This window comes from Halogeometricum rufum (genome assembly GCF_900112175.1).
Lineage (GTDB): Archaea > Halobacteriota > Halobacteria > Halobacteriales > Haloferacaceae > Halogeometricum > Halogeometricum rufum.
Map to the genome: position 1 here is coordinate 1,367,108 of NZ_FOYT01000001.1, position 24,372 is coordinate 1,391,479.

General features: G+C 69.2%; 27 protein-coding genes. 10 read left to right on the forward strand and 17 right to left on the reverse strand.

The genetic code is table 11. The features are described 5' to 3' along the window. Positions 1–60: 60 nt before the first annotated feature. Together BM310_RS07160 and BM310_RS07165 are read right to left on the reverse strand one after the other, a co-directional pair. On the reverse strand, positions 61–651 hold the full coding sequence (locus BM310_RS07160; RefSeq protein WP_089807071.1) for a universal stress protein: 591 nt from the start codon (positions 649–651) through the stop codon (positions 61–63). 141 nt (positions 652–792) lie between these two features. Then, complete coding sequence (locus BM310_RS07165) at positions 793–1,296, reverse strand: DUF7523 family protein (protein WP_089805982.1); 504 nt, start codon at positions 1,294–1,296, stop codon at positions 793–795. A 196-nt stretch (positions 1,297–1,492) separates the two neighbouring features. Between BM310_RS07165 and BM310_RS07170 the strand changes: the two genes are divergently transcribed. Both BM310_RS07170 and BM310_RS07175 read left to right on the forward strand, forming a co-directional pair. Then, complete coding sequence (locus BM310_RS07170; RefSeq protein ID WP_089805985.1) at positions 1,493–2,368, forward strand: CbiX/SirB N-terminal domain-containing protein; 876 nt, start codon at positions 1,493–1,495, stop codon at positions 2,366–2,368. Next, positions 2,361–3,470 (forward strand): DR2241 family protein, encoded by a 1,110-nt coding sequence (locus BM310_RS07175; protein ID WP_089805987.1) that lies wholly within the window; start codon positions 2,361–2,363, stop codon positions 3,468–3,470. Before BM310_RS07170 ends, BM310_RS07175 begins: the two co-directional genes overlap by 8 nt. Before the next feature lie 24 nt (positions 3,471–3,494). Here BM310_RS07175 and BM310_RS07180 read toward each other — a convergent pair whose 3' ends face one another. Both BM310_RS07180 and BM310_RS07185 read right to left on the reverse strand, forming a co-directional pair. Continuing rightward, the gene (locus BM310_RS07180; RefSeq protein WP_089805989.1) at positions 3,495–4,088 is read right to left on the reverse strand and encodes a DUF7524 family protein; all 594 of its coding nucleotides are present in this window, start codon (positions 4,086–4,088) and stop codon (positions 3,495–3,497) included. A 50-nt stretch (positions 4,089–4,138) separates the two neighbouring features. Beyond that, complete coding sequence (locus tag BM310_RS07185; RefSeq protein ID WP_089805991.1) at positions 4,139–4,327, reverse strand: methytransferase partner Trm112; 189 nt, start codon at positions 4,325–4,327, stop codon at positions 4,139–4,141. 157 nt (positions 4,328–4,484) lie between these two features. Here BM310_RS07185 and BM310_RS07190 point away from each other — a divergent pair, with 157 nt between their 5' ends. Continuing rightward, positions 4,485–4,826 (forward strand): hypothetical protein, encoded by a 342-nt coding sequence (locus BM310_RS07190; protein ID WP_177232551.1) that lies wholly within the window; start codon positions 4,485–4,487, stop codon positions 4,824–4,826. Between the two features lie 89 nt (positions 4,827–4,915). After that, the gene (locus BM310_RS07195) at positions 4,916–5,293 is read left to right on the forward strand and encodes a group I truncated hemoglobin (RefSeq protein WP_089805993.1); all 378 of its coding nucleotides are present in this window, start codon (positions 4,916–4,918) and stop codon (positions 5,291–5,293) included. A gap of 110 nt (positions 5,294–5,403) precedes the next feature. On the opposite strand, the gene BM310_RS07200 is transcribed toward BM310_RS07195, so the two are convergent. After that, positions 5,404–6,729, reverse strand: coding sequence for an adenylosuccinate synthase (locus BM310_RS07200; protein ID WP_089805995.1), 1,326 nt, complete (start codon positions 6,727–6,729; stop codon positions 5,404–5,406). Positions 6,730–6,969: 240 nt separating this feature from the next. On the opposite strand from BM310_RS07200, the gene BM310_RS07205 reads away from it, so the two are divergent. Beyond that, positions 6,970–7,275, forward strand: a complete 306-nt coding sequence (locus tag BM310_RS07205) for a hypothetical protein (RefSeq protein ID WP_089805997.1) — start codon at positions 6,970–6,972, stop codon at positions 7,273–7,275. Positions 7,276–7,535: 260 nt separating this feature from the next. On the opposite strand, the gene BM310_RS07210 is transcribed toward BM310_RS07205, so the two are convergent. From BM310_RS07210 to BM310_RS07225, 4 genes are all read right to left on the reverse strand, one after another. After that, the gene (locus BM310_RS07210) at positions 7,536–9,737 is read right to left on the reverse strand and encodes a DUF7527 domain-containing protein (RefSeq protein WP_089805999.1); all 2,202 of its coding nucleotides are present in this window, start codon (positions 9,735–9,737) and stop codon (positions 7,536–7,538) included. Between the two features lie 167 nt (positions 9,738–9,904). After that, entirely contained in the window at positions 9,905–10,225 is a 321-nt protein-coding gene (locus BM310_RS07215) for a hypothetical protein (RefSeq protein WP_089806002.1), read from the reverse strand. After that, the gene (locus BM310_RS07220; protein WP_089806004.1) at positions 10,222–12,687 is read right to left on the reverse strand and encodes a penicillin acylase family protein; all 2,466 of its coding nucleotides are present in this window, start codon (positions 12,685–12,687) and stop codon (positions 10,222–10,224) included. Before BM310_RS07220 ends, BM310_RS07215 begins: the two co-directional genes overlap by 4 nt. A 62-nt stretch (positions 12,688–12,749) precedes the next feature. Further along, on the reverse strand, positions 12,750–13,079 hold the full coding sequence (locus BM310_RS07225) for a hypothetical protein (protein ID WP_089806006.1): 330 nt from the start codon (positions 13,077–13,079) through the stop codon (positions 12,750–12,752). Positions 13,080–13,133: 54 nt separating this feature from the next. Here BM310_RS07225 and BM310_RS07230 point away from each other — a divergent pair, with 54 nt between their 5' ends. Next, entirely contained in the window at positions 13,134–14,786 is a 1,653-nt protein-coding gene (locus BM310_RS07230; protein WP_089806009.1) for a potassium channel family protein, read from the forward strand. A 42-nt stretch (positions 14,787–14,828) separates the two neighbouring features. On the opposite strand, the gene BM310_RS07235 is transcribed toward BM310_RS07230, so the two are convergent. The 3 genes from BM310_RS07235 to BM310_RS07245 all read right to left on the reverse strand — a co-directional run bounded on the left by BM310_RS07235 (position 14,829) and on the right by BM310_RS07245 (position 17,518). Next, positions 14,829–15,392, reverse strand: a complete 564-nt coding sequence (locus BM310_RS07235) for a DUF998 domain-containing protein (protein ID WP_177232552.1) — start codon at positions 15,390–15,392, stop codon at positions 14,829–14,831. A gap of 55 nt (positions 15,393–15,447) precedes the next feature. Next, entirely contained in the window at positions 15,448–16,317 is an 870-nt protein-coding gene (locus tag BM310_RS07240) for a cytochrome c oxidase subunit 3 (protein WP_089806013.1), read from the reverse strand. Between the two features lie 130 nt (positions 16,318–16,447). After that, positions 16,448–17,518 (reverse strand): phytoene/squalene synthase family protein, encoded by a 1,071-nt coding sequence (locus tag BM310_RS07245; protein WP_089806015.1) that lies wholly within the window; start codon positions 17,516–17,518, stop codon positions 16,448–16,450. 101 nt (positions 17,519–17,619) lie between these two features. Here BM310_RS07245 and BM310_RS07250 point away from each other — a divergent pair, with 101 nt between their 5' ends. Next, positions 17,620–18,768, forward strand: coding sequence for an acyl-CoA dehydrogenase (locus BM310_RS07250; RefSeq protein ID WP_089806017.1), 1,149 nt, complete (start codon positions 17,620–17,622; stop codon positions 18,766–18,768). Here the strand turns inward: BM310_RS07250 and BM310_RS07255 are convergent, their stop codons facing one another. Continuing rightward, positions 18,769–19,101: a helix-turn-helix transcriptional regulator gene (locus tag BM310_RS07255; protein WP_089806019.1), complete on the reverse strand. Its 333-nt coding sequence runs from the start codon at positions 19,099–19,101 to the stop codon at positions 18,769–18,771. 188 nt (positions 19,102–19,289) lie between these two features. Between BM310_RS07255 and BM310_RS07260 the strand changes: the two genes are divergently transcribed. Together BM310_RS07260 and ppk2 are read left to right on the forward strand one after the other, a co-directional pair. Beyond that, positions 19,290–19,565, forward strand: coding sequence for a DUF7111 family protein (locus BM310_RS07260; protein ID WP_089806021.1), 276 nt, complete (start codon positions 19,290–19,292; stop codon positions 19,563–19,565). Between the two features lie 170 nt (positions 19,566–19,735). Next, positions 19,736–20,626, forward strand: a complete 891-nt coding sequence (gene ppk2 / locus BM310_RS07265) for a polyphosphate kinase 2 (RefSeq protein ID WP_089806023.1) — start codon at positions 19,736–19,738, stop codon at positions 20,624–20,626. A 98-nt stretch (positions 20,627–20,724) separates the two neighbouring features. Here the strand turns inward: ppk2 and BM310_RS07270 are convergent, their stop codons facing one another. Then, entirely contained in the window at positions 20,725–21,426 is a 702-nt protein-coding gene (locus BM310_RS07270; RefSeq protein ID WP_089806025.1) for a protein sorting system archaetidylserine synthase, read from the reverse strand. A gap of 147 nt (positions 21,427–21,573) precedes the next feature. On the opposite strand from BM310_RS07270, the gene BM310_RS07275 reads away from it, so the two are divergent. After that, complete coding sequence (locus BM310_RS07275) at positions 21,574–22,038, forward strand: cupredoxin domain-containing protein (RefSeq protein WP_089806027.1); 465 nt, start codon at positions 21,574–21,576, stop codon at positions 22,036–22,038. 209 nt (positions 22,039–22,247) lie between these two features. Here BM310_RS07275 and BM310_RS07280 read toward each other — a convergent pair whose 3' ends face one another. The 3 genes from BM310_RS07280 to BM310_RS07290 are packed head-to-tail and all read right to left on the reverse strand — an operon-like array spanning position 22,248 to position 24,357. Further along, positions 22,248–22,895: a 30S ribosomal protein S3ae gene (locus tag BM310_RS07280; RefSeq protein WP_089806029.1), complete on the reverse strand. Its 648-nt coding sequence runs from the start codon at positions 22,893–22,895 to the stop codon at positions 22,248–22,250. Further along, entirely contained in the window at positions 22,892–23,167 is a 276-nt protein-coding gene (locus BM310_RS07285) for a KEOPS complex subunit Pcc1 (protein WP_089806032.1), read from the reverse strand. The genes BM310_RS07280 and BM310_RS07285 overlap by 4 nt, the downstream gene beginning before the upstream one ends. Then, entirely contained in the window at positions 23,164–24,357 is a 1,194-nt protein-coding gene (locus BM310_RS07290; RefSeq protein WP_089806034.1) for a hypothetical protein, read from the reverse strand. Before BM310_RS07290 ends, BM310_RS07285 begins: the two co-directional genes overlap by 4 nt. Between the last annotated feature and the right edge of the window lie 15 nt (positions 24,358–24,372).

Here is a 24,372-nt window from a genome sequence, read left to right on the forward strand (position 1 = left end):
TGCCCGACGCGTATCGGGACCCGCGGCGAGCGTCGGCGTGTGAGTCGAAAAAAGCGCGGTTCAGCTGAGTTGGACGAGTCTCGCCCGCCCGGACGCGCTGTTGATGTGGACGTTGAACTCGGTGTCGCCGTCGCGGGCGTGGACGACCCACGCGCTCCGCTGTCGGGACGGAGCCTCGACGTCCGCCTCCGCGTGGCCGGCGATTTCGAGTTGCTCGCGGGCTATCTGCCGCGCCCGTTCGGCCGTCGTCACCGACTGACCGTCGTCGTTCAGACCGACGGTGGTCACCGGAACCGGCGACGTGCGGACGACGCGCTCGGCGACGCTGCCGATGAGGATGCGTTCGACGCCGCTCCGGCCGTGCGTGCCCATGACCACCAGGTCGGCGCCGACGTCCTCGACGGCGTCGACGACGGCCGCCGCCGGGTCGCCCTCGCGAACGGTCGTCTCGACGGCGACGCTCCGTTCCTCGGCGCGCGATCTGAGTTCGTCGAGCGCTCGCTCGCCGCGCTCTGTGGGTTCGTCGTCCGACTCGGCGACGAACAGTCCGTGAACCGTCGCGTCGAAGTGCCCCGCCAACTCGATAGCGTGACCCGCGGCGCGCTCCGCCTCCGGACTTCCGTCGCTGGGAACGAGGATTGTCTCGTACATGATTACGTCACCGAGCGAGGGTTGGACGTTCACGTAAAAATATGTGGTACGAGATTCCAGTCCTCTGAGAATCGACACGTCAGACGGGGTCGAACGCGCCGGACGCGCCCGTCCCGCCCTCCTCGTCGGCGCGGGCGACGCTCAGACCGGCACCGCCTCGAACGTCGCCTCGACGTGTCGAAGCGCCGTCGCCCCCTGTCGTTGCGGGACGACGACGACGAGTTCGTCGTCGGCGACGCCGGCGGCGTCCACGAGCACGTTCTCGGCGGCGAGTCGGTCGCAGACGACGGCGAGAGCGCGCGTGTCCACGTCGCCGGTGGCGACGAGAGCGGTGAGTTCGCCCTTCGCGGCCACGAGGGCGACGTCGCCGACGGTCAGCACCCGGTCGTCCTCCTCCGTGGCGACGACGTCCTCGCCCGCGAGACCGACTCCGCTCCGCATCCGGACCGTGACGTCCCTGTGTTCTGTCTCCAACGGCGGCAGGTCCTCGGCGAACCGGCGGAGGGCGGTCGCTATCGAATCGGTGTCGCCCTCCACGTCCAGACGCTCGGCGGCGGCCGTGTAGTTCACGACGCCCGCGCGAAGCGCGTAGAGCAGCGACGGACGCGCCCTGACGGCGTCTCGTGTCTCGGCGGCGAGTGACATGAGCGAGGAGTCGACCGAACGGAACAAAAGTGTAGTGTCGGGCGAGTCGGTCCCCCGGCGACCGCACGCGGGCGACTCGACGCCGCCCGTGGGCCGTTGGAGCGGTGGTGCGATGGGCGAACTCCGACTCATAAATCGCGAAGATTCCTTTCCGTAATGCGAAGTCCATAAGGTGGCGCTCCCGTAACCCTCACCCATGCAAGCGCTGGTCATCGTGGCGCACGGGTCGCACCTGAACCCGGATTCGAGCACGCCGACGCAGCGTCACGCGGACACCATCCGCGCGACGGGAGCGTTCGACGAAGTGAAGACCGGCTTCTGGAAGGAGGAACCCTCGATTCGGGAGGTGCTCCGCACCGTCGAGTCCGAGGAGGTGTACGTCGTCCCCCTCTTCATCAGCGAGGGCTACTTCACCGAGCAGGTCATCCCCCGGGAACTCCGTCTCGACGGCTGGGACGTCTCGCAGTGGGACTCGGACGGACTGAGCGCCGACACCGCGACGCTGACCGCCGCGGACACCGGTCAGACCGTCCACTACTGCGGGCCGGTCGGCACCCACGAGTCGATGACCGACGTGCTGGTGCGCCGCGCCGAGACGGTGACCGGGGACCCCGACGTGGGCGAGGGGTTCGGCTTCGCCGTCGTCGGCCACGGCACCGAGCGTAACGAGAACTCCGCGAAGGCCATCGAGTACCACGCCGACCGCGTCCGCGCGATGGACCGCTTCGACGAGGTGCAGGCGCTCTACATGGACGAAGAGCCGGAGGTGGACGACGTGACCGACTACTTCGAGTCCGAGGACGTCGTCGTCGTCCCCCTGTTCGTCGCCGACGGATTCCACACGCAGGAGGACATCCCCGAGGACATGGGTCTGACCGACGACTACCGGACGGGCTACGACGTGCCCACCGAAGTCGACGGCATCCGCATCTGGTACGCCGGTGCCGTCGGCACCGAGGGACTGATGGCCGACGTGGTGCTCGAACGCGCCGCCGAGGCGGGGGCGAACCTCGACGAGGCCATCGCGACGGTGCGCGAGGAGACCAGAGAGACGGGAGCGGCGGGTGACTGACGTGCGCGCAGAGCAGTTCGAGGCGCTCGTCCGCGCGGCGGACGAGAGACCGGTCGACTTCGAGGGCCTGTTCGTCTCGTGGGACGGTGAGGGCTACACGTTCGAGACGCCCGACGCCGCACACGAGGACCTCTCGCAGGCCGGACTCCACGAGGCCGCCGTGGCCGCCGAGGAGTACGTGACGAACTGGTACCACTGGGAGGCGGACGTCGGCCACGCCGGCCGGCACCGCCGCGCGTTCCTCCGGAAACTGGAGGCGGCCGACGAGTACGCCGTCCCCGAACGCTACGACGAACTCCGCGAGGGGATGGTGACCGAGTGGGGACAGCTCCGAATCACCGCGACGCTCGGCGCGGCGGGCGAACGGCGATACGAGGTCAGACACGAGGACGACGCGGGGACCGACCGCGACCGATTGGACGAACACGCGGACCCGCTGGACGCGCGCGAACTCGCCACCTTCGACGAGCGAGGGCGGTACCGACCGCTGAAGACGGCGCCGACGCTCGTCTCCGGGTGGGTGTTCCCCGAGTTGGACGGCCGCGAACTCGTGGAGACGGTGGACACGTTCTACCCCGCCACCGTCGCCAACTGGCACCTCGAGTCCGAGGGCGAACTCGACGTCTCCCACTGGGAGGAGACGATGGAGCGACAGACCGGCATCTACAGCGTCATCCAGACGTGGAACCGCGGCGACGGCCACGAACACGTCGAGTGGGTCGCCGAGGCCTGCTGTGACGACTCGCAGTGTCTCAAGCGCCGAGAGTGGCAGTACGACGAGGAGACCGAACTCGACGCCGACGGCGGCGACGGCGCGTTCCCCTGCCGGGAGCCGTGTTCGCTGGTCGTCGCGGCCGCCCGCAAGTGGACGCGACTGGAGGGCGAAGAGAGCCGGACGTACGAGTTCGAACTCACCCCCTCCGAGAAGGAACAGGTCGAGGAGATAATCGACGCCGTCGCCGACGGCCGGGTCGACGACATCCGCGAGGCGGACATCTACGAGGGCGCGAACCGCTACCGCACGCGGTTCCTCCGGGCGAAGCGGTTCGACGAGGACGGCAACCTCTCGGGGACGCCGACCGAAGAGGAGACGAACGACTGACGGACGCGTCCGGCGGGACGCCCGCTACTCGCGGAGCAAGAAGACGGCGCCGACCACGGCGGCGCCGAGGACGACGCCGACGCTGAGAACCACGACGGTGTTCTGGACGACGCTGACGACGACGGCGGCGACGGCGACGACGAGGAGGAGCAAGCCGACGACGGGGAGCGTCGCCTGCGACGGGAGGTTCACCTGCGAGGGGAGCGCCGCCGTCAGTTCCTCGACTATCGAGGGGTCGGGGTCGCGCTTCGGCGGTTTGCTCAGCGTCTCGTCCACGTCGATGCCGGGCTTCGTGTCCGGCGTCGGGTGGACGGTCACGTCGACGTACGCCGTCTCCGCGCCGTAGCCGGTGACTATCTTCAGCTTGCCCGACACCGCTTCGCTCCCCGGGTTCGTCTCGACGCGAACGCGCTGCGATTCCTCCCCCTCGACGTAGTGGTTGCCCGTCTCTAGGCGTGCCACGCGGGACAGGTCGTCGTCGAGGTGGAGGTGAACGTGAACGGCTTGCCCGACGTTCGCCAACAGCACGTCGAACGCACCGGCTACCGAGAACGACGGCGGCGCGCTGATGGCGTGCAGTCCATCACCGTTCAGTTCGACTCGCAGCGACTCGGTCACGTCTGGTTACGTCACCACGCCGATTAAAAAGCGTTCAGGTCGACGCGGAACTACTCGTCGTCCCGCATGTCCGGCGGGAGCAGGTTCGGGATGCCGTCCTCGATGGGGTACTCCTCGCCCGTGACGGTGCCGACGAGTGTGCCGGAGAGTATCTCGTCGCCGTCGCGCTCCGTGACTTGGAGTTCCAGGTCGCTCTTGTCGAGCGGGTCGCAGAGGATGTCCATCAGAGATTCCTTCATACCCCGCTGTGAGTCTCGGCGCGACAAAAGACTACGGGTTCGACCCGCGCTGCCGGCGCTCCGCGCCCCGAACCGCGTCCGGCCGCCGCCGTTCGCTCGTCCCCGAAGTCCGGGAGCCGTCGCGGGATTCTTGCCCGTGGGCGCCGGAGTTCACCACATGGTCTGTGCGAAGATGCGAAAGCTGTGGTACGGATTTCTGGTGGCCTACGGTCTCGTGACCGTCGTCGCGCCGCGAATCGTCACGCGACTCAGCGTACGGAAGGGACTCCGGGGCTTCGAGAACACGGAGGAACTCGAACCGACCGACTGGTACGTCCGCGCCGTCAGAGCCTCCGGCGTCGGGATGCTCGCCGCCGGCGGTACCGGACTGCTGCTCGAAGGACGGGCCGAGGCACGGGAGGCGACGGCCGAGGTGGAAGCCGGCGACGAGACGGCCGCAGCAGAGACGACCGACGACAGGGCTGACGACGACGGGACGACCGACGACGAGTCGGTCTGACCGACGCGGCCGAACATCTCCGGGTCGTCCTCCTGCGAACTGGGAATCGCCGCGCTCGTTTTTCCTCCGCTTCCCGTGGGCCGACTCGCATGGCAGAAGAGACCCTCTACCGGAGACTCGGCGGCAGCGACGCAATCGCGGCCGTCGTCGACAGCTTCTACGACCGCGTCCTCGCTGACGACCGACTCCGTCCGTTCTTCGAGGACGTGGACATGGCCGAACAGCGCGCCCACCAGACGCAGTTCCTCGCGGCGGTGACGGGTGGGCCCGTCGAGTACGACGGCGCGGATATGGCGGCCGCGCACGACCACCTCGACATCGACCACGAGGCGTACGACGCCATCGCACGCCACCTCGACGCGGCCCTCGGCGAGCACGACGTGCCGGCGGACGACCGAGCGGCCGTCGTCGAGGCCGTCGAGTCGTTCCGCGGCGACATCGTCACGCAGGGCGCTCGGTCCGCCTGAGACCCGGCGGCGCGGCGGCGTGACGGGAGAGCGGACGAGCGGGAAGAAGAGTAGAGGGCGCGAAATAGGTGAGCGCGCGAGAAGAGACGAGAGCGGCGCGAACCGAACGGTTACCGGTCGAACGGGTTGACGACTTCGACCGTCTCCGCGCGGTCCGGACCGACGCCAACGGCGTAGATGGGCGCGCCGACTTCCTCGGAGACGTAGTCGAGGTAGTCGCGTGCGGCCGCCGGGATGGCGTCGTAGCCCTCCTCGGCGACGGCCGCCCAGTCGACTTCGTCCCACGTCTCGAACTCGCGGAGGTTCGGTTCGCAGTCGCCCCACCGCTCGGTCGTCGCGGGCATCGTGAGCAGTTCCTCGCCCTCGAGCGTGTACGAGTGACCCACCTTCACCTCGTCCAGTCCGGCGAGGACGTCGAGGTGGTTGACGGCGAGGCCGGTGAAGCCGTTCGCGCGCGCGGCGTGGCGGAGCATCGGCATGTCGAGCCAGCCGATGCGGCGCGGGCGGCCGGTGACGGTGCCGAACTCGCCGCCCTTCTCGCGGATGTAGTCCGCGAGTTCCTCGTCGTCGCCGACGAGTTCGGTCGGGAGCGGGCCCGTGCCGACGCGCGAGAGGTACGCCTTCACGATGCCGACGACTTCGCCCCGCCCGACGACGGTCGGACCGACGCCGGTGCCGACGGACGCGCCGCCGGCGGTGGGGTTCGAGGAGGTGACGTACGGGTAGATGCCGTGGTCGATGTCGATGGAGGTACCCTGCGCACCCTCGAACATGACCTCGTCACCGTCGTCAAGTCGGTCGGTGAGGTAGTCGCCCGCGTTGACGGTCATCTCCTCGTCGGCGAACCGCTCACCGATGGCGCGGTACTCCTCGTAGAGCGCTTCCACGTCGAACTCCTCGCCCGTCTCGACGCCGAACACGTCCTCGGCGAGGGCGCGCTTCTGGGGGACGACGTACTCGAGTCGTTCCCGGAGCACCTCGGGGTCGAGCAGGTCACCGACGCGGATGCCGCGTCGGCCGACCTTGTCCTCGTACGTGGGGCCGATGCCGCGGCCCGTGGTTCCGGCGTCGAGGTCTGAGTCGGACTTGGCCTCCTCCTCGATGCCGTCGAGGACGCGGTGGTACGGCATGATGACGTGCGCGCGACGGGCGAGGCGCACGTCGGGTTCGAGTCCGCGTTCGCGCAGTTGGTCTATCTCCGAGAACAGCGTCTTCGGGTTGACGACGCAGCCGTTGCCGAGGACGCCGACTTTGCCGCGGACGGCGCCGCTGGGCACGAGCGAGAGTTTGTACTCCTCGCCGTCTTCGACCACGGTGTGTCCCGCGTTGTCGCCGCCCTGATACCGAGCGACGACGTCCGCGTCGCCTCCCCACAGGTCGACGAGAGCGCCCTTGCCCTCGTCGCCCAACTGGGAGCCGACTATCGTGACGGTCATACTCGGCGCTTCTGTGCCAGCCCTCAAACCGATTACGGTCCACGACCGTGAGATATACGCGTTCGTGTATCGAAACCGGCTGCGAGCGAAACGGCTACCCATCGACGTGCACCAGTCGTGCGAGTCGTACCCAAAACGGTTATGAGGGAGTGTGCGAATGCTTAAGCTACCCAATTTCTAGCCGAACGCGGTCGACGGAGAGTAACATTTAAACGGAGGAAAGACGAGTTAACAAATGGCATGATAGACCGACTTGAGAAGGAAGTGGATATGCTGGAACGGCACCTGCAGGTGCTGAAGATGGTCATCGAGAGCGAGCCTATCGGCATCGTGAAGATGTCCAACGAGACCGGCTACCCACACCACAAAGTCCGCTACTCTCTCCGCGTTCTCGAAGAGGAGAACCTCATCGAGCCCTCCAGTCAAGGTGCGATCACGACCGAGCGTACCGCCGAGTTCGTCGACGAACTCGACGAGAAACTCGACGAGATCGTCGAGAAACTGGAGACGATGAAGATAGAGGAAGCGGCCGAAATCGAGAGCTGAGGTCGCCCGACCGCTGGTCCCACGTCGAAGTGACCGCGCGAACGCGCGGAGCGAAGGCTGCGTCGTCGTCTCTCCTAGACGCCGGGCACGCAAGCCGCCGCTCCCGCGAGACGCGGACCCCGGACTGACCACGCGGCGACCCTCCTGTTACTCCCCGCTCCGAGTCCCGTCGTTCGGACGAGAGTCGCGTCGCTGACGGCGTCGACGCATCTGCGTGCATCGACCGTCGACTCCGAGCGAAAGAAGCGCGACCCGCGCGCTCAGAGTTCCGGCACGTTGACGTGGAACTCGTTGTTCCGCGCCTCGACGAGACAGACGTGGTAGCCCTGCTTCCGCGAGAGCTTCACGAACGACTTCCGCTTCGACCGGGAGAGGAAGCCCCCGCCCGTCTCCTCGGCGACGGCCTCCAGCGCCTCCGGTTCGAAGAACGACTCGGTGACGTAGAACGCCGTCGCCATCGCGTCGTCCGCCTCGGCGACGGTGCGCGCGTTCTTGACGAGTGAGGCGACCATCGCCTCCGTCGCGGCGTTGCGCGAGGTGTTCATGTCGGCGACGAACAACGGGTCGCCCATCTGGTCCCGGAAGATGACGTCGAACTCGCGCTCTTCGACGCCCGACTCGGTCTCGAACCCGACGACGCCGCGGAGTTCGATGCGGTCGATGCGCGGGAGTGCGTCGAACAGGTCCGCGAGCGAACTCCGGTTGCCCGTCTCGCCGATCTCGTACAGCAGGTCGGTGACGACCCACTCGGCGAACCCGTACTCGGTGCTGTCGTGGAGGAACTCCTCGTACGGCACGCCCTCGACGGCCAGTCCCTCCGTGTCGAACGTCGTGTGGTGTTCGAGGCGGAGGTTGTCGATGACCTCGTCGCGGGCCGCCTGTCCGTCGTGGGCGTGTTCGAGCGTCGCCTGTCCCTTGCGGTCGTAGCGGACGAACAGGTTCGTCCCCGAGAGCGCCTGCTCCGGCGACAGCGACTCCTCGGCGACGAAGCCGCCGTTGGCCGCCTCCAACTCCGACTGGAGGCGTTCGACCTCGGACTCGAGTTCCTCGACGCGCGCGTCGAGTTCCTCGGCGCGTTCGCGGTACTCGTCGCGTTCGACTTCGAGTTCGTCGCGTTCATCGGCGAGTTCCTCGCGTCGCTCCTCCGCCTCGTCGAGTTTGTCCTTCAGTTCGGCGACGGCTTCGGCGGACTCGCCCGTCTCCTCTGCCGTCTCGGCGGCGGCCTCGGCGGCGGCCTCGCGTCGACGTTTCGCCTGTCGTTCCTCGCGGCGTCGGCGGCGACGGGCCTCCTGCCGGTCGCTGCTGCGCTGTGACGCGTTCGCCGACGAGCGGCCTCGCTGCGTCTGTCTCTGCGCTTGCGCGGCCGCCGCGCCGCCCGACTCGCCGTTCGTCGTGCTGGACTCGCTGGGGTCCAAGGACGGGATGGACCGCGCCTCGCGCCACTTCTCCTCGGCGGAGAACGGGTCGTCGCCGTCGCCCGCCGACTGCGTGTCGGCGAGGGCGTCCGGCGCGTCGTCGTCTCGCTCCTCGCCTCCCGCCTCGGTCGGTTCCTGCGCCGCCGTCTCCGCCGCCGGTTCCGACTGGGCGGCCGTCGCCGGCGCCTGCGCCTCCGGCCGGGGGTCGTCCGGCGCGGCGGCCGGTTCCGTCTCCGTCGCGTCGTCGGCCGCCTCGTCGGAGTCGGGCGATGCGGACTCGGCGTCCGCCGTCGCCCCGCCCGCGCGGGGTTCGGGTCGCGTCGGCGTCTCCTCGGCGGGCGCGTCGTCGTCGGTCGGTTCGTCGTCGGTCGGTTCGTCGTCGTCGGCCTTCTCCCCGTCGTCGGCCGTCGCTTCGGGGTCGTCCCCGGCGTCGACGTCCGGGTCGGGTTCCGGGTCGGACTCCGGTTCCGCCGCCGCGACGGCCGATTCGGGTTCGTCGTCGGTCTCAAGTTCCGGCAACTCGACGATGGAGACGTCCACCTCCTTCACCTCGTAGATGCCCACCTCGTCGTCCGCGCGTTCGAACGCCTCGTCCCCGGTGAGCAGTCGTTCGCTGCTGCCGACGAAGGCCGCGCTCATCGACTTGCCGCCGTAGTAGACGACGTAGTAGTCCCCCGAGAGGACGTTCTCCGACAGTTCGACGTAGCCCGTGAACCCGCCCGCCGAGAGCGTCGAGTCCGCCTCCGAAAGCGGCGTGTTGTTCGTGTAGTAACTCGCGCGCGTCTCTCCCCCGATTTCCCGCATGGCGAACAGGAGGGGAAGCGCGGGGTCCGGCGCGCGGTACGCCGTCAACTCCGCGTCTTCGAAGGCGTCGATGTCTCCCTCGAAGACACCGACGAACCGGCCGTTGAGGACGAACGCCCACGTCATTCCCGACGAGACGGCCCCGGAGAATCCGTCGTCGGCGAGTCGGTGGAGTCCCTCGTACCCCGACTCGACTGGGACGGTGTCCCACTCGGTGACCGCGTCGATAGTCTGGCTATCCATTTGCCGCTATATCACAGAATCCGAATCAAATACTTTCCGGAGAATCGACCCCGTTTCGACGCCTGAATGGTCAGTCCGGCGTCAGTAACGGGGGGTCTCGCGTGACGCGCGTCAGACATTCCCGCGTTCGGACAGGTTTTCCGGGGGATGCGCGCCTCGCGCGCGGACTAGTCGAGCAGGCGCGTCCCGACGGCGGCGACGGGCGCGAGCAACGCGGCGGCGACGGTGACGAGGGGAAGCGGTCCCGCGCCGACCCACGCGGCGAGTGCGCCGTGCCACGCCATCCACCCGGCGAACGCGGCGACGAGGACGAGCGAGAACTCCAGGCCGAAGACGAAGGCGCGGCGAACCGACGGGGCGACGACGCCGAGGAGGACGCCGGCGGCGACGATGCCGGTCCAGTGGACCGCACTCGCGGCGAGTCCGACGACGAACACGACGCCGACGGCCGCCTCCCCGGTCCGGCCGGACCTGAGCGCGTCTCTCACGCCGCGGCACCTCCGGACTCGAAGACGATGTCGGGGTCGCCGCCGGGCGAGGAGAGCGTCAGCGGCTTGTACTCGCCCGCCGCCCACTCGTCCAGTTGGTCGTGGTAGTGGTCAGACCAGAAGACGCCGCTCTGGCCGCCGGGGATGACGCCCCGCGCGGTGTCCTCGGCGGGCGTCTCCCCGAAGGCGACGACCATCCGCCAACTGCTGCCGAACTGCTCTCCCTCGCCGCCGCGGAAGTTCGACACCGTGAACGCCGACCCGTCCATCGGTCGCTCCGGCCAGCCGAGGAACTCGCGGTCGAACGGGTGGTTCAGGTCGAGGCGGTTCAGGTCGCCGTACGTCTCGTAGCCGCGTCTGTCGATGCGGTCGGCGGTCCGTTCGAGTGCCTCGCGGGCCACGTCCCCGCGCGTCTCCGTCGCCGCCGTCTCCCTGTCGTCGAACCACCGCGAGTCCGCCGGAAGCGTCTGCGTGACGTACGGGTTCGGGTAGTACGCCGCGTCCAGTCCCGCGTCGGCGAACTCGTCTTCGAACGTCGCCGCGCGGAACTCGTCTCTGAACAGGCGAGCGACGAGGGCGCCGCGGGAGTCCGCGCGCATCTCGCCGTCCCACGATTCGAGCGTCGCGGCGAGTTCGCGGGCGTCGGGCGACAGGTCGCCCGTCGCGTCGCGAGCGATGTCGGCGTACGCGACGCCGGCCCGCGAGCGCACGTCTCGTTGGACGGCCAGCACGTCCGCCACCGTCGCGCCGTCCGACGCGCGCGCGTCGAGCATCTCGTAGATGCGCGCGCCGCGGTAGGGTTCCGAGTAGGTCGCACTCGTCCCCACGTAGAACGGCGGGTCGTCGACGGTGCGCTGGTTCGCCGTGGCGAGGACGGCCGGGTCGTCGACGTGCGGAATCGACGCGTACGGGACGAACCCGGACCACGACGAGGTGCCGTACGGCGTGTAGCCGGGCCACTCGCCCTCGCCCGCCGACCCGTCGAATATCCGGTCGCCGCGGACGACTTCCCCGTCGGTCACGCGGAGCGGATACCGACCGGCCGGGTAGTACAGCGTCTCGCCCGCGCGCGTGGCGGCGACGAAGTTCTGCGCGGGCACGTCCCAGATTCGGAGGGCCGACCGCACGTCGGCCATCGACTCGGCGCGGTTGAGGCGGTAGACGCCGAGCGACTCGTTCGTCGCGGAGAACCCCGGCCACGCGACGCCGACGGTGCGCCCGCCGCGTTCGACGACCGGACCGTGGACCGTCTTCCGCACGGTCACGGTCACGTCCGGCGCGTCGGCGACGGGGATGGTCTCCTGCGTCGTCTCGAAGTCGCGGTACTCGCCGTCGTACAGGTACTGGCCGTCGCGCGTCTCGTACGTGTACTCGTCGGTGAAGTCGCCGCCGACGTTCGTCACGCCCCACGCCACGTCCGCCGTCCGGCCGATGATGACGAACGGGATGCCCGGGAACGTGACGCCGCGGGCGTCCACCGACTCGCCGACGGCGGTGTGCATCTCGTACCAGACGCCCGGCACCGTCAGCGAGAGGTGCGGGTCGTTGGCCAGCACGGGCTTGCCGCTCTCGGTGGCCTCGCCCGACAGCACCCAGTTGTTCGACCCGACGACGCGCTTCGTCTCGAACGGCGCGACGGCGTCGTACACCGCGGCGAAGTCGCCGGAGGCGTTCGCGCCGCCGGCCGCGGCACTCCCCGAGTCGTTCGCCGCCGCCGACGCGGCCACGCCCGCGGCCGTCGCGGGGTCGAACGGCGCGGCGTCGGACGCCCCGCGGACGATGGGCACGTCGTGCGCCATCGCGTCGGGGTAGAGTTCGGCCGTCGCCTCGGGGCCGAGGCGCGCCCGGACCGTCGCGCGGCGCAGGTCGGCGAAGTTGCCCGAGAGGCGCCACGCGATGAGTTTGCCGACGAGCAGCGTGTCCGTCGGCTCCCACCGCGTCGGTTCGTAGCCGAGGAGGGCGAACTCCGGCGGCCGTTCGCCGGCGTCGATGTAGCGGTTCACGCCGGCCGAGTAGGCTTCGAGGGCGGGGCCGGCGTCGGTGTCGCGGAGTTCGGCCCACGACGCCTCGGCGGCAGCCTGAAAGTCCATCTTCCGGTAGAAGCGGTCCGACTCGACGGCGCGTTCGCCGAACGCGGCCGAGAGGTTGCCGCCGACGAGTCGGCGCTGGAGGTCCATCTGGAACAGTCGGTCCCGGGCCTGCACGTAGCCGACGGCGTAGTAGAGGGCCTCTTCGTTCTCGGCGGAGACGTGCGGCACGCCCGCCTCGTCGTACCGGACGGTCGCATGCCCGTACGGACTCTCGACCCGTTCCGCGCCGACGGCCGGTTCCTGTGCGACGCTCTCGAAGGCGTCGCCCGAGAGGGGGGCCGCGAGTCCGAGGAACGACCCGCCGGCGACGGTGGCGGCGACGACGAGGGCGGCGCACGCGACGGCCCCGGCGACGCGAAGAGACGCGTTCATCGTCGTACAGTCGGAACAGCCGCGAATAAATATTGCGTCGGTTGTTCGTTTTCGCGGGCCGCTCAGCGCCCCAGCACCGTCAGGACGGCGAGGAAGGCGAGGTAGGTGAGGAGTCCCGCGGCGAGAACCGTCGCGGCCGCCGGGCCGACGAGGGCGACGCCGACGGCGGCGAGGGCGAGTCCGGCGACGACGGCGACGAGTTGGACGGCCGGCCGTTCCCACACGGCCCGCACGCGGACCGCACGCGCGGACAGGACCGCTTCGACCGCGAGTGCGCCCGCCGCCCCCGCGACGACGGCGACGGGCGTCACGGGCGCGTCGAGGGCGAGGACGGCGGCGACGGCGGGGAGAGCGACGGCGAGTGCGAGGAGTGCGTCGCGACGGCGGCCCATGCGTGACCGAGGGACGGCGACCTTTTATCCCTCGGGGGTCCACCGGGAGGACGTATGGTCGATGGGCCTGCCGAAACGCTCTCCGATGCGAAACGTCGGTTGCTGCTGTTCCTCGTCGGAGTGGCCGCCCTGATGCTCGCGTACGCGGCGCTGTATCGGTGGGGGATGGCGACGTTCGAGGGTATCTCCGTCTCCTACGTCGACGCACTGCACGTCGTCGTCGAGACGTTCACCACCACGGGGTACGGCGAGGACGCCGCCCAGTGGACGACGGACGCGATGAAACTCATCACCATCCCGATGATGCTGTCGGGCGTGACGGCCATCTTCCTCACGCTCCCTCTGTTCGTCGTCCCGTTGGTGGAGGAGGCGTTGCGGACCGCGCCGCCGACGGCGACGGCGCGGACGGACCACGTCATCATCTGCTCGTTCACCTCGCGGGGCGACACGCTGGTGGAGGAACTGGAGTCCCGCGGCGTCCCCTACGTCGTCGTCGAGTCGGACCGCGAGACGGCCCAGCGACTCGACGCCGAGGCGTACGAAGTCGTCCACGGCAACCCCGAGTCGGTGGACACGCTGGAGGCCGCGAACGCGGGGGAGGCGATGGCGCTGGTCGCCGACGCCGACGACGAGACGAACGCCTCCATCATCCTCTCGGCGAAGCAGGCGGCGCCGGACCTGCGCGTCATCAGCCTCATCGAGGACGCCACGCTGTCGGACTACCACCGGTACGCCGGCGCCGACCAGGTGGTCTCGCCCCGCCGCATCCTCGGGAAGAGCCTCGCGCGCAAGGCCGCCTCACCCATCGCCGCCGACATCGACGACGCCGTCGAAATCGGCGACGACTTCGAAGTCGCGGAAGTGCTGGTCCAGCGCGGGTCGGCGCTCGAAGGCGACACCATCGCGGAGAGCGACATCGGTCGGCGGACGGGCGTGAACATCATCGGCGCGTGGTTCCGCGGCGAGTTCGTCACGCCGCCGGACCCCGAAGCCGTCGTCGACGAACACACCACCCTCCTCGTCACCGGCCGAGAGGAGCAGTTGGAGCGACTGAAGGAACTCACGCGCTCGGAGACGCGGCGGTTCCGCCGGGGGAAAGTCGTCGTCGCGGGCTACGGCGAGGTGGGCACGACGGCCGCCGACGCCCTCGTCTCGGGCAACGTGCCCAGCGTCGTCCTCGACCGAGAGGACAAGCCGGGCGTGGACGTCGTCGGCGACGCGACGAACAAGCAGTCGTTCCTGTCGGCCGACATCGACGACGCGCAGAGCGTCATCCTCGCCCTCGACAACGACACCACGGCCATCTTCGCCACCCTCGTCGTCAAGCAACTGGCGCCGGAGACGGAGGTCATCGCCCGCGCCAACGACGCCGAGAGCATCACCAAACTGTACCGCGCGGGCGCGGAGTACGTCCTCGCGCTCTCGACGGTCAGCGGTCGCATCCTCGCGTCGAACCTGACCGAGGAGGAGGTCATCGCCCCGCAGTCGCAGGTCGAAATCGTCCGGACCACCGCCCCGCAGCTAGCGGGCCAGTCGCTCGCCGAGGCGGACGTGCGCGCCCGGACGAACTGTACCGTCATCGCCGTCGAACGCGACGGCGAACTGCTGACCGAAATCGGTCCCGACTTCGTCGTCCGCTCGAACGACGTGCTCGTCGTCGCCGGCACCGACGAGGACATCAACCGGTTCAACGTCCTCTGCGGCTGACTCGCCGCGCGCCCGACCTGATTCTCCGGCCGTCGCCCGCGTTCACTCCCGCGCCCGCATCGGGGCCGGGGGCGCGAGCGCCACCACCCACGTCGCGAGCGAGAGCGCGCCGATCAGTTCGGGGACGGCGACGCCCGGCCCGATGTCCGCGAGGAACCAGAGCGGCCACGCCGCCACCGAGACGGCGGCGAGGAGGAGCGACGCCCGCCCCGTCGTCGTCGCCCGCCGACGGACGCCGTCGAGTGCGAGCGTCGCGGCGAGGAGGACGAAGAAGGCGACGGCGACGGGGACGTGCGCCGCCGTGTCCGACGGGAAGGCCCCGACGCCGACCAGCGAGCACGCACAGAGCGCGTAGACGACGGCGACGGGGCGCGCCGAGCGCCGGAGCGCGCCCGCGTACCCGAGTGCGAGCAGTCCGCCGAGGACGAGGCCACCGTTGAACAGAAGCGCCGTCGGAGCCGCGACGCCGAGGTCCGAGAGCGCGCTCTCGCTCCACGAGAACGTCGGGGACACGGCGGTGGCGAGCAGGATGCCGCCGAGTGCGACGGCCGACCCGACGGCTCCGGCGAGGCGAGCGAGCGGCGAGGGGGCGGACTGATCAGTCACGGGTCGAGGCGGAGAGAAGCGACGAATCGTGACGAGAACGTCGGTCGGGGCGCGTTCAGAACGCGCCGGTGCCGAGTTCCGCGCCGACGTAGAGGACGACGACGAGGAAGATCCACACCACGTCCACGAAGTGCCAGTACATCGAAGCCGTCGTGACCGAGACGTGGCGTTCGGCGGAGTACTGCCCGGCCAGCGCGCGGACGAAGACGATGCCGAGGAGGACCGCGCCGAGGCTGACGTGCAGGCCGTGCAGGCCCGTCAGGCCGAAGAACGCCGAGCCGAACAGCCCGGAGGTGAACGTGAACTCCGAGTGGACGATGAACTCGTAGTACTCGTACACCTGTCCGCCGATGAACACCACGCCGAGCAGGAGCGTCAGCGCGAGTCCGCCGAGGAACTTCTTCCGGTCGTTCTTGCGGATTGCGACGTGCGCCCAGTGGAGCGTGAACGACGAGGCGATCAGGAGCGCGGTGTTGATGAGCACCAGCGACCCGACGAGTTCGGGGACGCCGACGAAGATGTCGGACCACTCGCCCGCCCTGATGTAGAAGTAGTAGCCGAACAGCGCGCCGAAGGTGCTGAGTTCGGAGCCGAGGAACGCGAGCATCCCCCAGCGGAGCTTGTTCGCGCCCTTCTCGGAGGCGTCGCGCGACCAGAAGTGACTCACGAACGCGTGGTACGTCCAGCCGTACAGTCCGGCGAGGAAGATGGCGATGCTCCCGACGAGGGCCCCCGGACCGACCATCGGACCGACGATGGCGTTGTCCCCGCGACTGAGGATGTAGAGACCCGCACCGGCGTAGATGCCGGCCGCGCCGACCGCAGTGACGAACGGCCACCAACTCGCCTCACCGAATCCGCGAGGCCAGTCCTCCACGGCGGGGAGGTGGTGCCCGTGGTCGTCGTGTGCTTCTTCGGTACCCATGGACGGGAGTAACCAGCGAACTACTAAAAATCCTCCCAAGTCGTGCCCGCCGGGGCGCGTCGCCCGTGGGGCACTCGGTGTCGTCGCCGGGGGTCGATTCGCGCACGACCGGCAGGCCGCCCCGGTCGCGTCAGTCCGCGCTCGTCGGGGCGCGGTGGTACGGTTGTGCGGCTATCTGCTCTCGCATCTCCCCGAGGGCCTCGCGCCCGCCGTCGCCGGACATCTCCGAGACGACGGCGAACACCTCCTTCCGGGAGACTTTCACGCCCGTCTTCGAGAGGGCGTCCTCGGGACGCGCCAGCAGTTCGCGGAGCGTTCCGACCGACAGCAGGAACGGCACGGCCCACGCCGCCAGCGTGTTGCCGTCCGTGGCGGGCACCGTCTCCAGGTACGTCTGCGCGTCGTCGAGGAACGACGAAGCGTGTTCGGCCGTCCGGCGAACGACCGAGGAGGCCGCCTCCTCGTGTTCGGGGGCGAGGACGTCCTCCTGCGGGACGCCCTCCGCGCGCAACCACTCCGCGGGCAGGTAGACGTTGTTCTCTGCGGTGTAGTCGTCGTACACGTCCTTCGAGATGTTGACGAGTTGCAGCAGGAGACCGAACTGCTCGGCGGTGTCGTAGAGGCGCCGGCGGCGGTCCGGGGCGATGTCGCCGCGGGTGACGAGGTTCGTGATGAGGTTGCCGACGGTGCCGGCGGCGTAGTAGCAGTACTCCTCGAGTTCCTCGCGCGACTGGATGCGCAGGCCGCCGGTGTCGTCGTAGCGTTCGACGAACTTCGCCATCCCTTGGACGAGTTCGCGCGCCGGCGGGAGAACCGCCTCGCGGACGTCGGCCGGGAGGCCTTCGAGGGTGCGAAGCGTTCGCGGGGCGTCGCGGACGACGCGCCAGTCTTCGTTCATCTCCTCGGGGAGGTGCGGTTCGACGTCGGTCACGAACTCCTCGACGTCGGTGTCGTCGTCGGGGTCGAGGACCGCGTCGTACGTGCGGAGGAGGTCCGCCTGCGCCGACGGCGAGATGTGCGAGGCGTCCTCGACGGTGTCTGCGATTCGGCAGACGAGGTACCCGACGCAGATGTAAGACGACATGGGTTCGTCGAGGACGTCCACGGTCAGTGCGAAAGTGCGAGAGACCCCCTGAACCGCCTCGTGACACCATTCGAGGTCGGTGCGGTCGACCTGGGGACGTTCATCCTGCTGAGACATTCGGAGTGTAACTCTCTACGGAATGGGGATTAAAAAGTCTCGTGGGGCAGTTCTCGCCGACGGAGAGACAACGTAAAGTGACGACGATGACAGACTCACGTATGGACTTCGCGCTCTCCGCAGAGCAGAGGCAGATTCGCGACATGGTGGCCGAGTTCGTCGACGAGGAGATTCGGCCCCGCGCCGCGGAGATAGACGAGACCGACGAGTTCCCCGCCGACCTGGTCGACGAGATGGCCGAGTTGGGGCTCATGGGGATGCCGTTCCCCGAGGAGTACGGCGGGGCCGGACTCGACTACCACTCCTACGCCATCGGTCTGGAGGAGATTTCCCGCGGGAGCGGCGGACTCGGCACCGTCGTCGCCGCCCACACCTCGCTGGCGGGCAACATGGTGTACGAGTTCGGGAACGAGGAGCAGAAGCGGGAGTACCTGACGCCCCTGAACACCGGCGAGGACGTCGGCGCGTTCGCCCTCTCGGAGGCGGGCGCCGGCAGCGACGTGCCCGCGATGGACACGACGGCGCGGAAGGAGGGCGACGAGTACGTCGTGAACGGCGGCAAACTGTGGATATCGAACGGCTCCGTCGCCGACACGGTGACGCTGTTCGCGAAGACGGACCCCGACGCCGACAACAAGGGTATCTCCTCGTTCGTCGTGCGCCCCGAGGAGGACGACGGGTTCGTCGTCGAGGGGACGGAGGACAAACTCGGCGACAAGGGCTGTCCGACCGCGGAACTCCGCTTCGACGAGATGCGCATCCCCGAAGACCGTCTCCTCGGCGAGGAGGGCGAGGGGTTCGTGCAGGCGCTGAAGACGCTGAACGGCGGGCGCATCACTATCGCCGCGCGCTCCATCGGCATCGCCCGCGCGGCCCTCGAAGACGCCGTCGATTACGCCGACGACCGAGAGCAGTTCGACCAGCCCATCGCGGAGTTCCAGTCGATAAAGCACAAACTCGCCGACATGGACACGAAGGTGCAGGCGGCGAAGCTGCTGATGCACAAGGCGGCCGACCTGAAGATTCGCGACGAGTCGTACATCAAGGAGGCCGCGCAGGCGAAACTCTACGCCTCCGAAATCAGCCGCGAGGTGGCCAACGAGGGCATCCAGATTCACGGCGGCTACGGCTACACGAAGGACTTCCCCGCCGAACGCTACTACCGCGACGCCAAACTCAACGAGATATACGAGGGGACGAGCGAGATTCTGCGCAACACCATCGGCGACCGACTGCGCAGCGAACGGTAACTACTCCGTTGCGTCGGCGTTCGCGTCGGCGCCGGCGCTCTCACCGTCGCGCCGCCGTTCGCCCCCTTCGACCCGTTCGGTCAACCAGTCGTAGTGCGCCTCGACGCCCGCCGCGCCGGGGTCGGTGAGTTCGTACACGTCGGCGATTCCCTCCGTTCTGCGGGCCAGATAGCCCTTCGAGACGAGGGCGTCGAGCGTCCCGTAGAACGACTGGGGGTCGAGTCGCGTCTCGTAGTGCGCCTCCAGTCGCGTCTTCAGTTTCTGCCCGCGGAGTTCGCCGGCGTCGTAGAGGATTGCGCAGAGGTCGCGGCGGCGACCGCTCTGGAACCACATACCGGGAGGTCGGCCGACGGGGTCACGTCACTTTCGTTCGCGGTCGGACGCGCCGGTCGGCGAACGCCCCCGCCGTCGGGACGGGCGCCGGCGACCGGCCCGTCGACGGTGTGGGGTCCTTCGTCCTCGCCGACTCCGCCCGTCTCCGAACCGATAGTTTCGATTACCGGCCCTCCCTAGAGGCCGTCATGACCGACAGCGAGGTGACGGCGAACGACATCACCGCCCGCTACTACGAGACCGGGACCGAACGCGTCCTCACGTTTGACAAGGGCGGGACCACCGCCGCCGTCGCGCAGAACCGCGAGGGCTACGCGATGCTGAAGGTGCGGCCGACCGCCGACGGCGACGAACTCGAACGCTACTACGGGTTCGACATGGCCTTGGACCACGCGGCCGAACTCCTCGGCGTCTCGCCGCACGACCTCCCGGTGCCCGAGGACGCCGAAGACATGGGGATGTAGGGGTCTCGAATCGCGCGGTACCTCCCCGGTGCAGGCGGTCCTCGGTCGACGGACGACAGATGCCATATCGGCCGTCTCGAGGGTGTGATACTCTTAATTACCGGCGATGCTAATACCGATGACATGAACGCATCGACGACCGGCACCGAAGCGGTTCAGGGACGGCACCGATGACCGAACACCCGGTGTTGCCCGCCGACGAGTCCGTACTGACCACCGTCGACGAAGCGGACCTGTACAAGGACAGCGGCAAGATCAAGAAGAAGCACTACAGGCGGGAACTCGAACGGCTTCAGGAAGAACTCGTCAAGCTCCAAATGTGGGTCAAAGACCAAGGTCTGCGGGTCGTCGTGCTGTTCGACGGCCGGGACGCGGCGGGCAAGGGCGGGACGATACACCGAATCACTCGCCGGACGAGTTCCCGGGTGGTGAAAGTCGTCGCACTCGGCAAACCCACCGAACGCGAGCAGAGCCAGTGGTACTTCCAGCGATACGTCGAACACCTCCCGGCGGCCGGTGAGATGGTGCTGTTCGACCGGAGTTGGTACAACCGCGCGACGGTCGAGCGCGTGATGGACTTCTGTACCGACGAAGAGTACCGCGAGTTCCTCCGCTCTGCGCCCGAGTTCGAGCGCATGCTGACTCGCTCGGGCATCATCCTCGTCAAGTACTGGTTCTCCATCAGCGACGAGGAACAGGAACGGCGCTTCCAGAAGCGCAGCAACGACCCGAAACGTCGCTGGAAGCTCAGCCCGATAGACCTCGAGGCCCGAGAGCGGTGGGTCGAGTACTCGCGGGCCAAGGACGCGATGTTCACCTACACGGACACGGACGGGTCGCCGTGGCACGTCATCAACGCCGACGTGAAGAAGCACGCCCGACTCAACTGCATCAGTCACCTCCTCACGCAGATCGAGTACGAGGACACCATGCCCGAACCGACCGAGTTGCCCGACAGACAGACGGACCCGAACTACGAGCGCCCGTCGATCGACAGCCAGAAGTGGGTCCCCGCGCTGTACGGGTCGAATCCTTCGGCGGCGGACGTCGAGCGGTCCTGAACCCGTCTCGACTACGTCCGGCACAGACGCGGCGACCGTCTCCCCTGTTCGACACGGGGTGCCCGCCGACTGTCGAGGGGGTCTGCGGAACCGACGTTTCAGTCGCGCCGCCAGTAGAACATCGGCCCGAGGAACAGGTACGCGAGGGCGAGAAACAGCAGTCCGAACGCGAATCCGCGGCCGAGGTCACCGACGAGGCGGCGACCGACCGGGCCGGTCAGGAGCACCGCGAGGGCCTGCACCACGCCCATCACGAGTGCGTCCTGCGCGTGCAGGTCGGGGTACGTTATCGTCGTCACCATCAGGGCCGCGAGGAGGTAGACGAGGGACACGAGGATCACGGGGTCGGTGAACCCCGCGAGGACGCCCGCCGAGAGGATGGTGGCCGCCAGCGTCGTCTGGACGCCCTCCGTCTCCGCGAGGTCGCTGTCGTAGGCGGTGTAGAGTCCGAGTCTGGTGACCGCCGCGGCGACGAACAGCGCCGACCCGAAGAGCGCGACGCCGACCCCGAGCGCGTCGAACGCCCGCGCCTCCCTGACCGCGACGGCGACGAGGAGGGCGGGGGCGACGCCGAAGGAGGCCACGTCGGCCAGCGAGTCGAGGTACTCGCCGACGGCCGTCCCGCCGCGCCGGCGGGCGACGACGCCGTCGAGGGCGTCGGCGATGGCCGCCAGCAGGATGAGACGCGCCGCGAGGGCGACGTCGACCGTCGCCGCGACGGCCGCGAGGAAGCCGAGGGCGGCGTTGGCGACGGTCACCGCGTCGGCCAGACCCATCTCGCCGACGAAGCGGGGCTTCATACTCTCGGCGTGGACGACCGACGCTTTACGTGTTTATATTCTGCCGCCGCCGACCGACCCGCGGTCGCACGGACCGCGACGAGTCCGCCCGTCGGTTTCGACGCGCCGACCGCGGCGCATTTAGCTCTCGACCCCCGAGGTTCGACCATGCAGGAACGGCAACGCGCCGACGGGCCGTCGCGGCGTCGGTTTCTCGCCGGTCTCGGCTCCGTCGCCACCGCGGGACTCGCCGGATGTGCCTCGGCCGCACAGGACGACTACGACGTGGGGATGACCGCAGTCGCGTTCACGCCGCCCTCGCTCACCGTCTCGGTGGGCGACACGGTCGTCTGGCGGAACACGAGTTCGCGCGGTCACACGGTCACCGCGTACGACGACGGCATCCCGGACGACGCCGAGTTCTTCGCGACCGGCGGGTACGAGGACACCCAGACGGCCCGCGACGCCTACCACAACGAACTCGGCGGCCTCATCGACAGCGGTGAGTCGTTCTCGCACACGTTCGAGGTGCCCGGCGAGTATCAGTACCTCTGCGTCCCCCACGAACCGCAGGGGATGGTCGGCACCGTCGTCGTCGAGGACGGCGGGAGCGAGACGGGAACCGAGTCGTAGCGAACCCGCCCCGCGTCTGTTCCGGGCCGGTCTCGCCTCTTCGCGCCTGTTTCGACTCTCGGTGCATCGGTTTCGACTCTCGGTGCACCGGCTTCGGCTCTCGGCTCGTCGGCTTCGACTCTCGGCGCGTCGGCTTCGACTCTTCTGGCCGACGCCGTCGCTACCGACGGTGAGAAATGGGAGAATCGGGTGTTCGAGCGTCGCGTCGATTACGCGTCGTCGACGGCGACGTCCTCTTCGTCCACGTCCACGGCGGCCTCCTCCTCGGCGGCGACCTCTTCGGGGCGCGCTTCGAGGGTGAACTTCTGGACCTCGACCCGGCGGAGCGGGTAGATGGTCTTGGCCTCGCCGTAGATGGCCGACGAGAGGTTCCCGCCGACGACGGCGCTGTCGACGAGTTCCTCGAACGTGCGGTCCTCGGCGGCGTCTTCGACGAAGTCGATCATGACTCGGCGAATCGCCTGTTCCTGGCTGCGGTCGGCCTTCTTCGTCGTGAACGCCACGGGCTGAATCTGGACGCGGTAGTCGTCCTTCGTCAGCACCGTGATGCTGGCCGAAATCTTCGACGCGCCGCGGCGGACGAGACTACGGAGGTAGTCCCGTGCGAGTTCGTGCTTGACGAACTCGGTGTACGCCGAGTCGCTGGCCACGTCGTTCACCTTGAAGGTGAGCTTCGTGTTGTTCGCGCCCTGGTCGCCGGTGAGGTCACCCAGCGTGACCTCGATGGTGCGACCGTCGACTTTCTCCGGTTCGTCAGCCATGGTCTCACCCAGTTCCTGCCGGTCGAACTGCTCCGGCGCGATAAGGGTGTACCATCGCTTGCCGCGTTTCTGCTTCGAGACTTGTCGTTCGCTCATATGTTGTGGGTTCGTGCTGTGTCGATGACGGCGTCGGCCACCGTCAGGTTGACCACGGTGTCGTCCACCGTGGACTGCAGCCCGCCGGTCGTCTCCCGTCCGATGGTCGTCACGAGGGTGTCGCCCTCGACGACCATCTCGATGGAGTCGGTGTTGTCCGGACGAAGCGCCGCCGCCACCCCGTCGGCGTCGGCGTGCGTCGTCCGCAGGCGGGCCGTGCGAGAGGGGGACGCGTCGGTCCCGGTGCCGTCTCGCTCGTTGTCGTCCGTCACGTCGATACCTCCCTGACAGCCGCGATTAGCTCGGCCTCCGGTGCGTCCGCGTCGAACCTGACGACCGCTCGCTCGGCGTCGCCCGTCCACGCGCCGTCGTCACCGCCGAAGTCGTCGGCGAGGGCCGACGCCGCGTCCGCCGCGCCGCGTTCGACCGCCGCGACGGCCGCCACGCCCTCGCCGACGACGAGCGTCGTCGGTTCCGGCGCGCGGAAGTCCCGGCAGAGTCGGGCGACGGTGTCGAGACGTCCCGGGTGCGTCGCCACCTCGTCGGCGGCGCGGACCACGTACACGCCGTCGTAGCGTCCCGTGTGGCCCTCGCGGAGCGTGCGGTGCGCGGCGGCGGCGTGGTCGCGCCACGCCGCCAGCGCGGGCGTCCGCGCGTCGTGGCCGAGTGCGAGTGCGACGCCGGTTCCGGGTCGCTCCCGAGCGACGGCGTCCAGCACGTCGGCGTAGCCGCCGAGCGTCGCGAACGGCGCGTCGGGCGTCGCGTACGGCCTGAGCGCGCGTTCGACCGACTCCGCGGCGCGCGCGGTGGCGTCGTCGTCGCCGGCCACGTCCAGTGCGACCAGCGACGCGAGCGTCCGGTGCGCCGCCGCGTCGAGTTCGGCGGGCAGGTCGAGTTCCGCGACGGCGGCGGTGGCCGCCTCCCGGTCGCCCGAGAACGACGCGTGCGCGAGCGTCGTGTGCGCGAGCCCGTCGGCCACGTCGGCGACGGGTGCGGCGACGCCGGGGCGTCGGTCGACCGCGCCCGTCTCCTCGGCGACGGCGAGCAGGCCGCCGTCCGTCGCGCCCGGGTGGTCGCCGGCGGCGACGACGCCCGCGAGTGCGAGCACCGGATCCGGTCCCGGTTCGCCCGCCGGCGTCAACGCCTCGGCGACGTCGTACGCGCGGCGACTCGTCGGCCCGTCGGTCGCGCGGAGCGTCGCGTCCGCGCCCGGGACGTCGCTTCCGACCGCGAGGACGACCCCGTCGTCGTCCGGCGCGCCTCCCGTCGCGGGGAAGGCGCCGGCGCGAACGTGGAACGGAACGCCCGCGCGTCGGAGTGCGCGAGCGAGCAGTCCCCCGGCGGCGAGTGCGTCGCCGTCGGCGCGACAGACGACGCGAACGAACGCGGCGTCGGCGAGCGCGGACGCGACGCTCTCGGCGGGGGCGTCCGGGGTCTGCGTCGGGTCGGGTCGTGCGGACATTCGGATTCGAGTCGG

Excerpts from the sequence above, each read along its gene's own strand:
- BM310_RS07160 (WP_089807071.1), bottom strand. The coding sequence starts at position 651 with ATGTACGAGACAATCCTCGTTCCCAGCGACGGAAGTCCGGAGGCGGAG.
- BM310_RS07165 (WP_089805982.1), bottom strand. The coding sequence starts at position 1,296 with ATGTCACTCGCCGCCGAGACACGAGACGCCGTCAGGGCGCGTCCGTCG.
- BM310_RS07170 (WP_089805985.1), top strand. The coding sequence starts at position 1,493 with ATGCAAGCGCTGGTCATCGTGGCGCACGGGTCGCACCTGAACCCGGAT.
- BM310_RS07185 (WP_089805991.1), bottom strand. The coding sequence starts at position 4,327 with ATGAAGGAATCTCTGATGGACATCCTCTGCGACCCGCTCGACAAGAGC.
- BM310_RS07190 (WP_177232551.1), top strand. The coding sequence starts at position 4,485 with ATGGTCTGTGCGAAGATGCGAAAGCTGTGGTACGGATTTCTGGTGGCC.
- BM310_RS07195 (WP_089805993.1), top strand. The coding sequence starts at position 4,916 with ATGGCAGAAGAGACCCTCTACCGGAGACTCGGCGGCAGCGACGCAATC.
- BM310_RS07200 (WP_089805995.1), bottom strand. The coding sequence starts at position 6,729 with ATGACCGTCACGATAGTCGGCTCCCAGTTGGGCGACGAGGGCAAGGGC.
- BM310_RS07205 (WP_089805997.1), top strand. The coding sequence starts at position 6,970 with ATGATAGACCGACTTGAGAAGGAAGTGGATATGCTGGAACGGCACCTG.
- BM310_RS07210 (WP_089805999.1), bottom strand. The coding sequence starts at position 9,737 with ATGGATAGCCAGACTATCGACGCGGTCACCGAGTGGGACACCGTCCCA.
- BM310_RS07220 (WP_089806004.1), bottom strand. The coding sequence starts at position 12,687 with ATGAACGCGTCTCTTCGCGTCGCCGGGGCCGTCGCGTGCGCCGCCCTC.
- BM310_RS07225 (WP_089806006.1), bottom strand. The coding sequence starts at position 13,079 with ATGGGCCGCCGTCGCGACGCACTCCTCGCACTCGCCGTCGCTCTCCCC.
- BM310_RS07230 (WP_089806009.1), top strand. The coding sequence starts at position 13,134 with ATGGTCGATGGGCCTGCCGAAACGCTCTCCGATGCGAAACGTCGGTTG.
- BM310_RS07240 (WP_089806013.1), bottom strand. The coding sequence starts at position 16,317 with ATGGGTACCGAAGAAGCACACGACGACCACGGGCACCACCTCCCCGCC.
- BM310_RS07245 (WP_089806015.1), bottom strand. The coding sequence starts at position 17,518 with ATGTCTCAGCAGGATGAACGTCCCCAGGTCGACCGCACCGACCTCGAA.
- BM310_RS07250 (WP_089806017.1), top strand. The coding sequence starts at position 17,620 with ATGGACTTCGCGCTCTCCGCAGAGCAGAGGCAGATTCGCGACATGGTG.
- BM310_RS07255 (WP_089806019.1), bottom strand. The coding sequence starts at position 19,101 with ATGTGGTTCCAGAGCGGTCGCCGCCGCGACCTCTGCGCAATCCTCTAC.
- BM310_RS07260 (WP_089806021.1), top strand. The coding sequence starts at position 19,290 with ATGACCGACAGCGAGGTGACGGCGAACGACATCACCGCCCGCTACTAC.
- ppk2 (WP_089806023.1), top strand. The coding sequence starts at position 19,736 with ATGACCGAACACCCGGTGTTGCCCGCCGACGAGTCCGTACTGACCACC.
- BM310_RS07270 (WP_089806025.1), bottom strand. The coding sequence starts at position 21,426 with ATGAAGCCCCGCTTCGTCGGCGAGATGGGTCTGGCCGACGCGGTGACC.
- BM310_RS07275 (WP_089806027.1), top strand. The coding sequence starts at position 21,574 with ATGCAGGAACGGCAACGCGCCGACGGGCCGTCGCGGCGTCGGTTTCTC.
- BM310_RS07280 (WP_089806029.1), bottom strand. The coding sequence starts at position 22,895 with ATGAGCGAACGACAAGTCTCGAAGCAGAAACGCGGCAAGCGATGGTAC.
- BM310_RS07290 (WP_089806034.1), bottom strand. The coding sequence starts at position 24,357 with ATGTCCGCACGACCCGACCCGACGCAGACCCCGGACGCCCCCGCCGAG.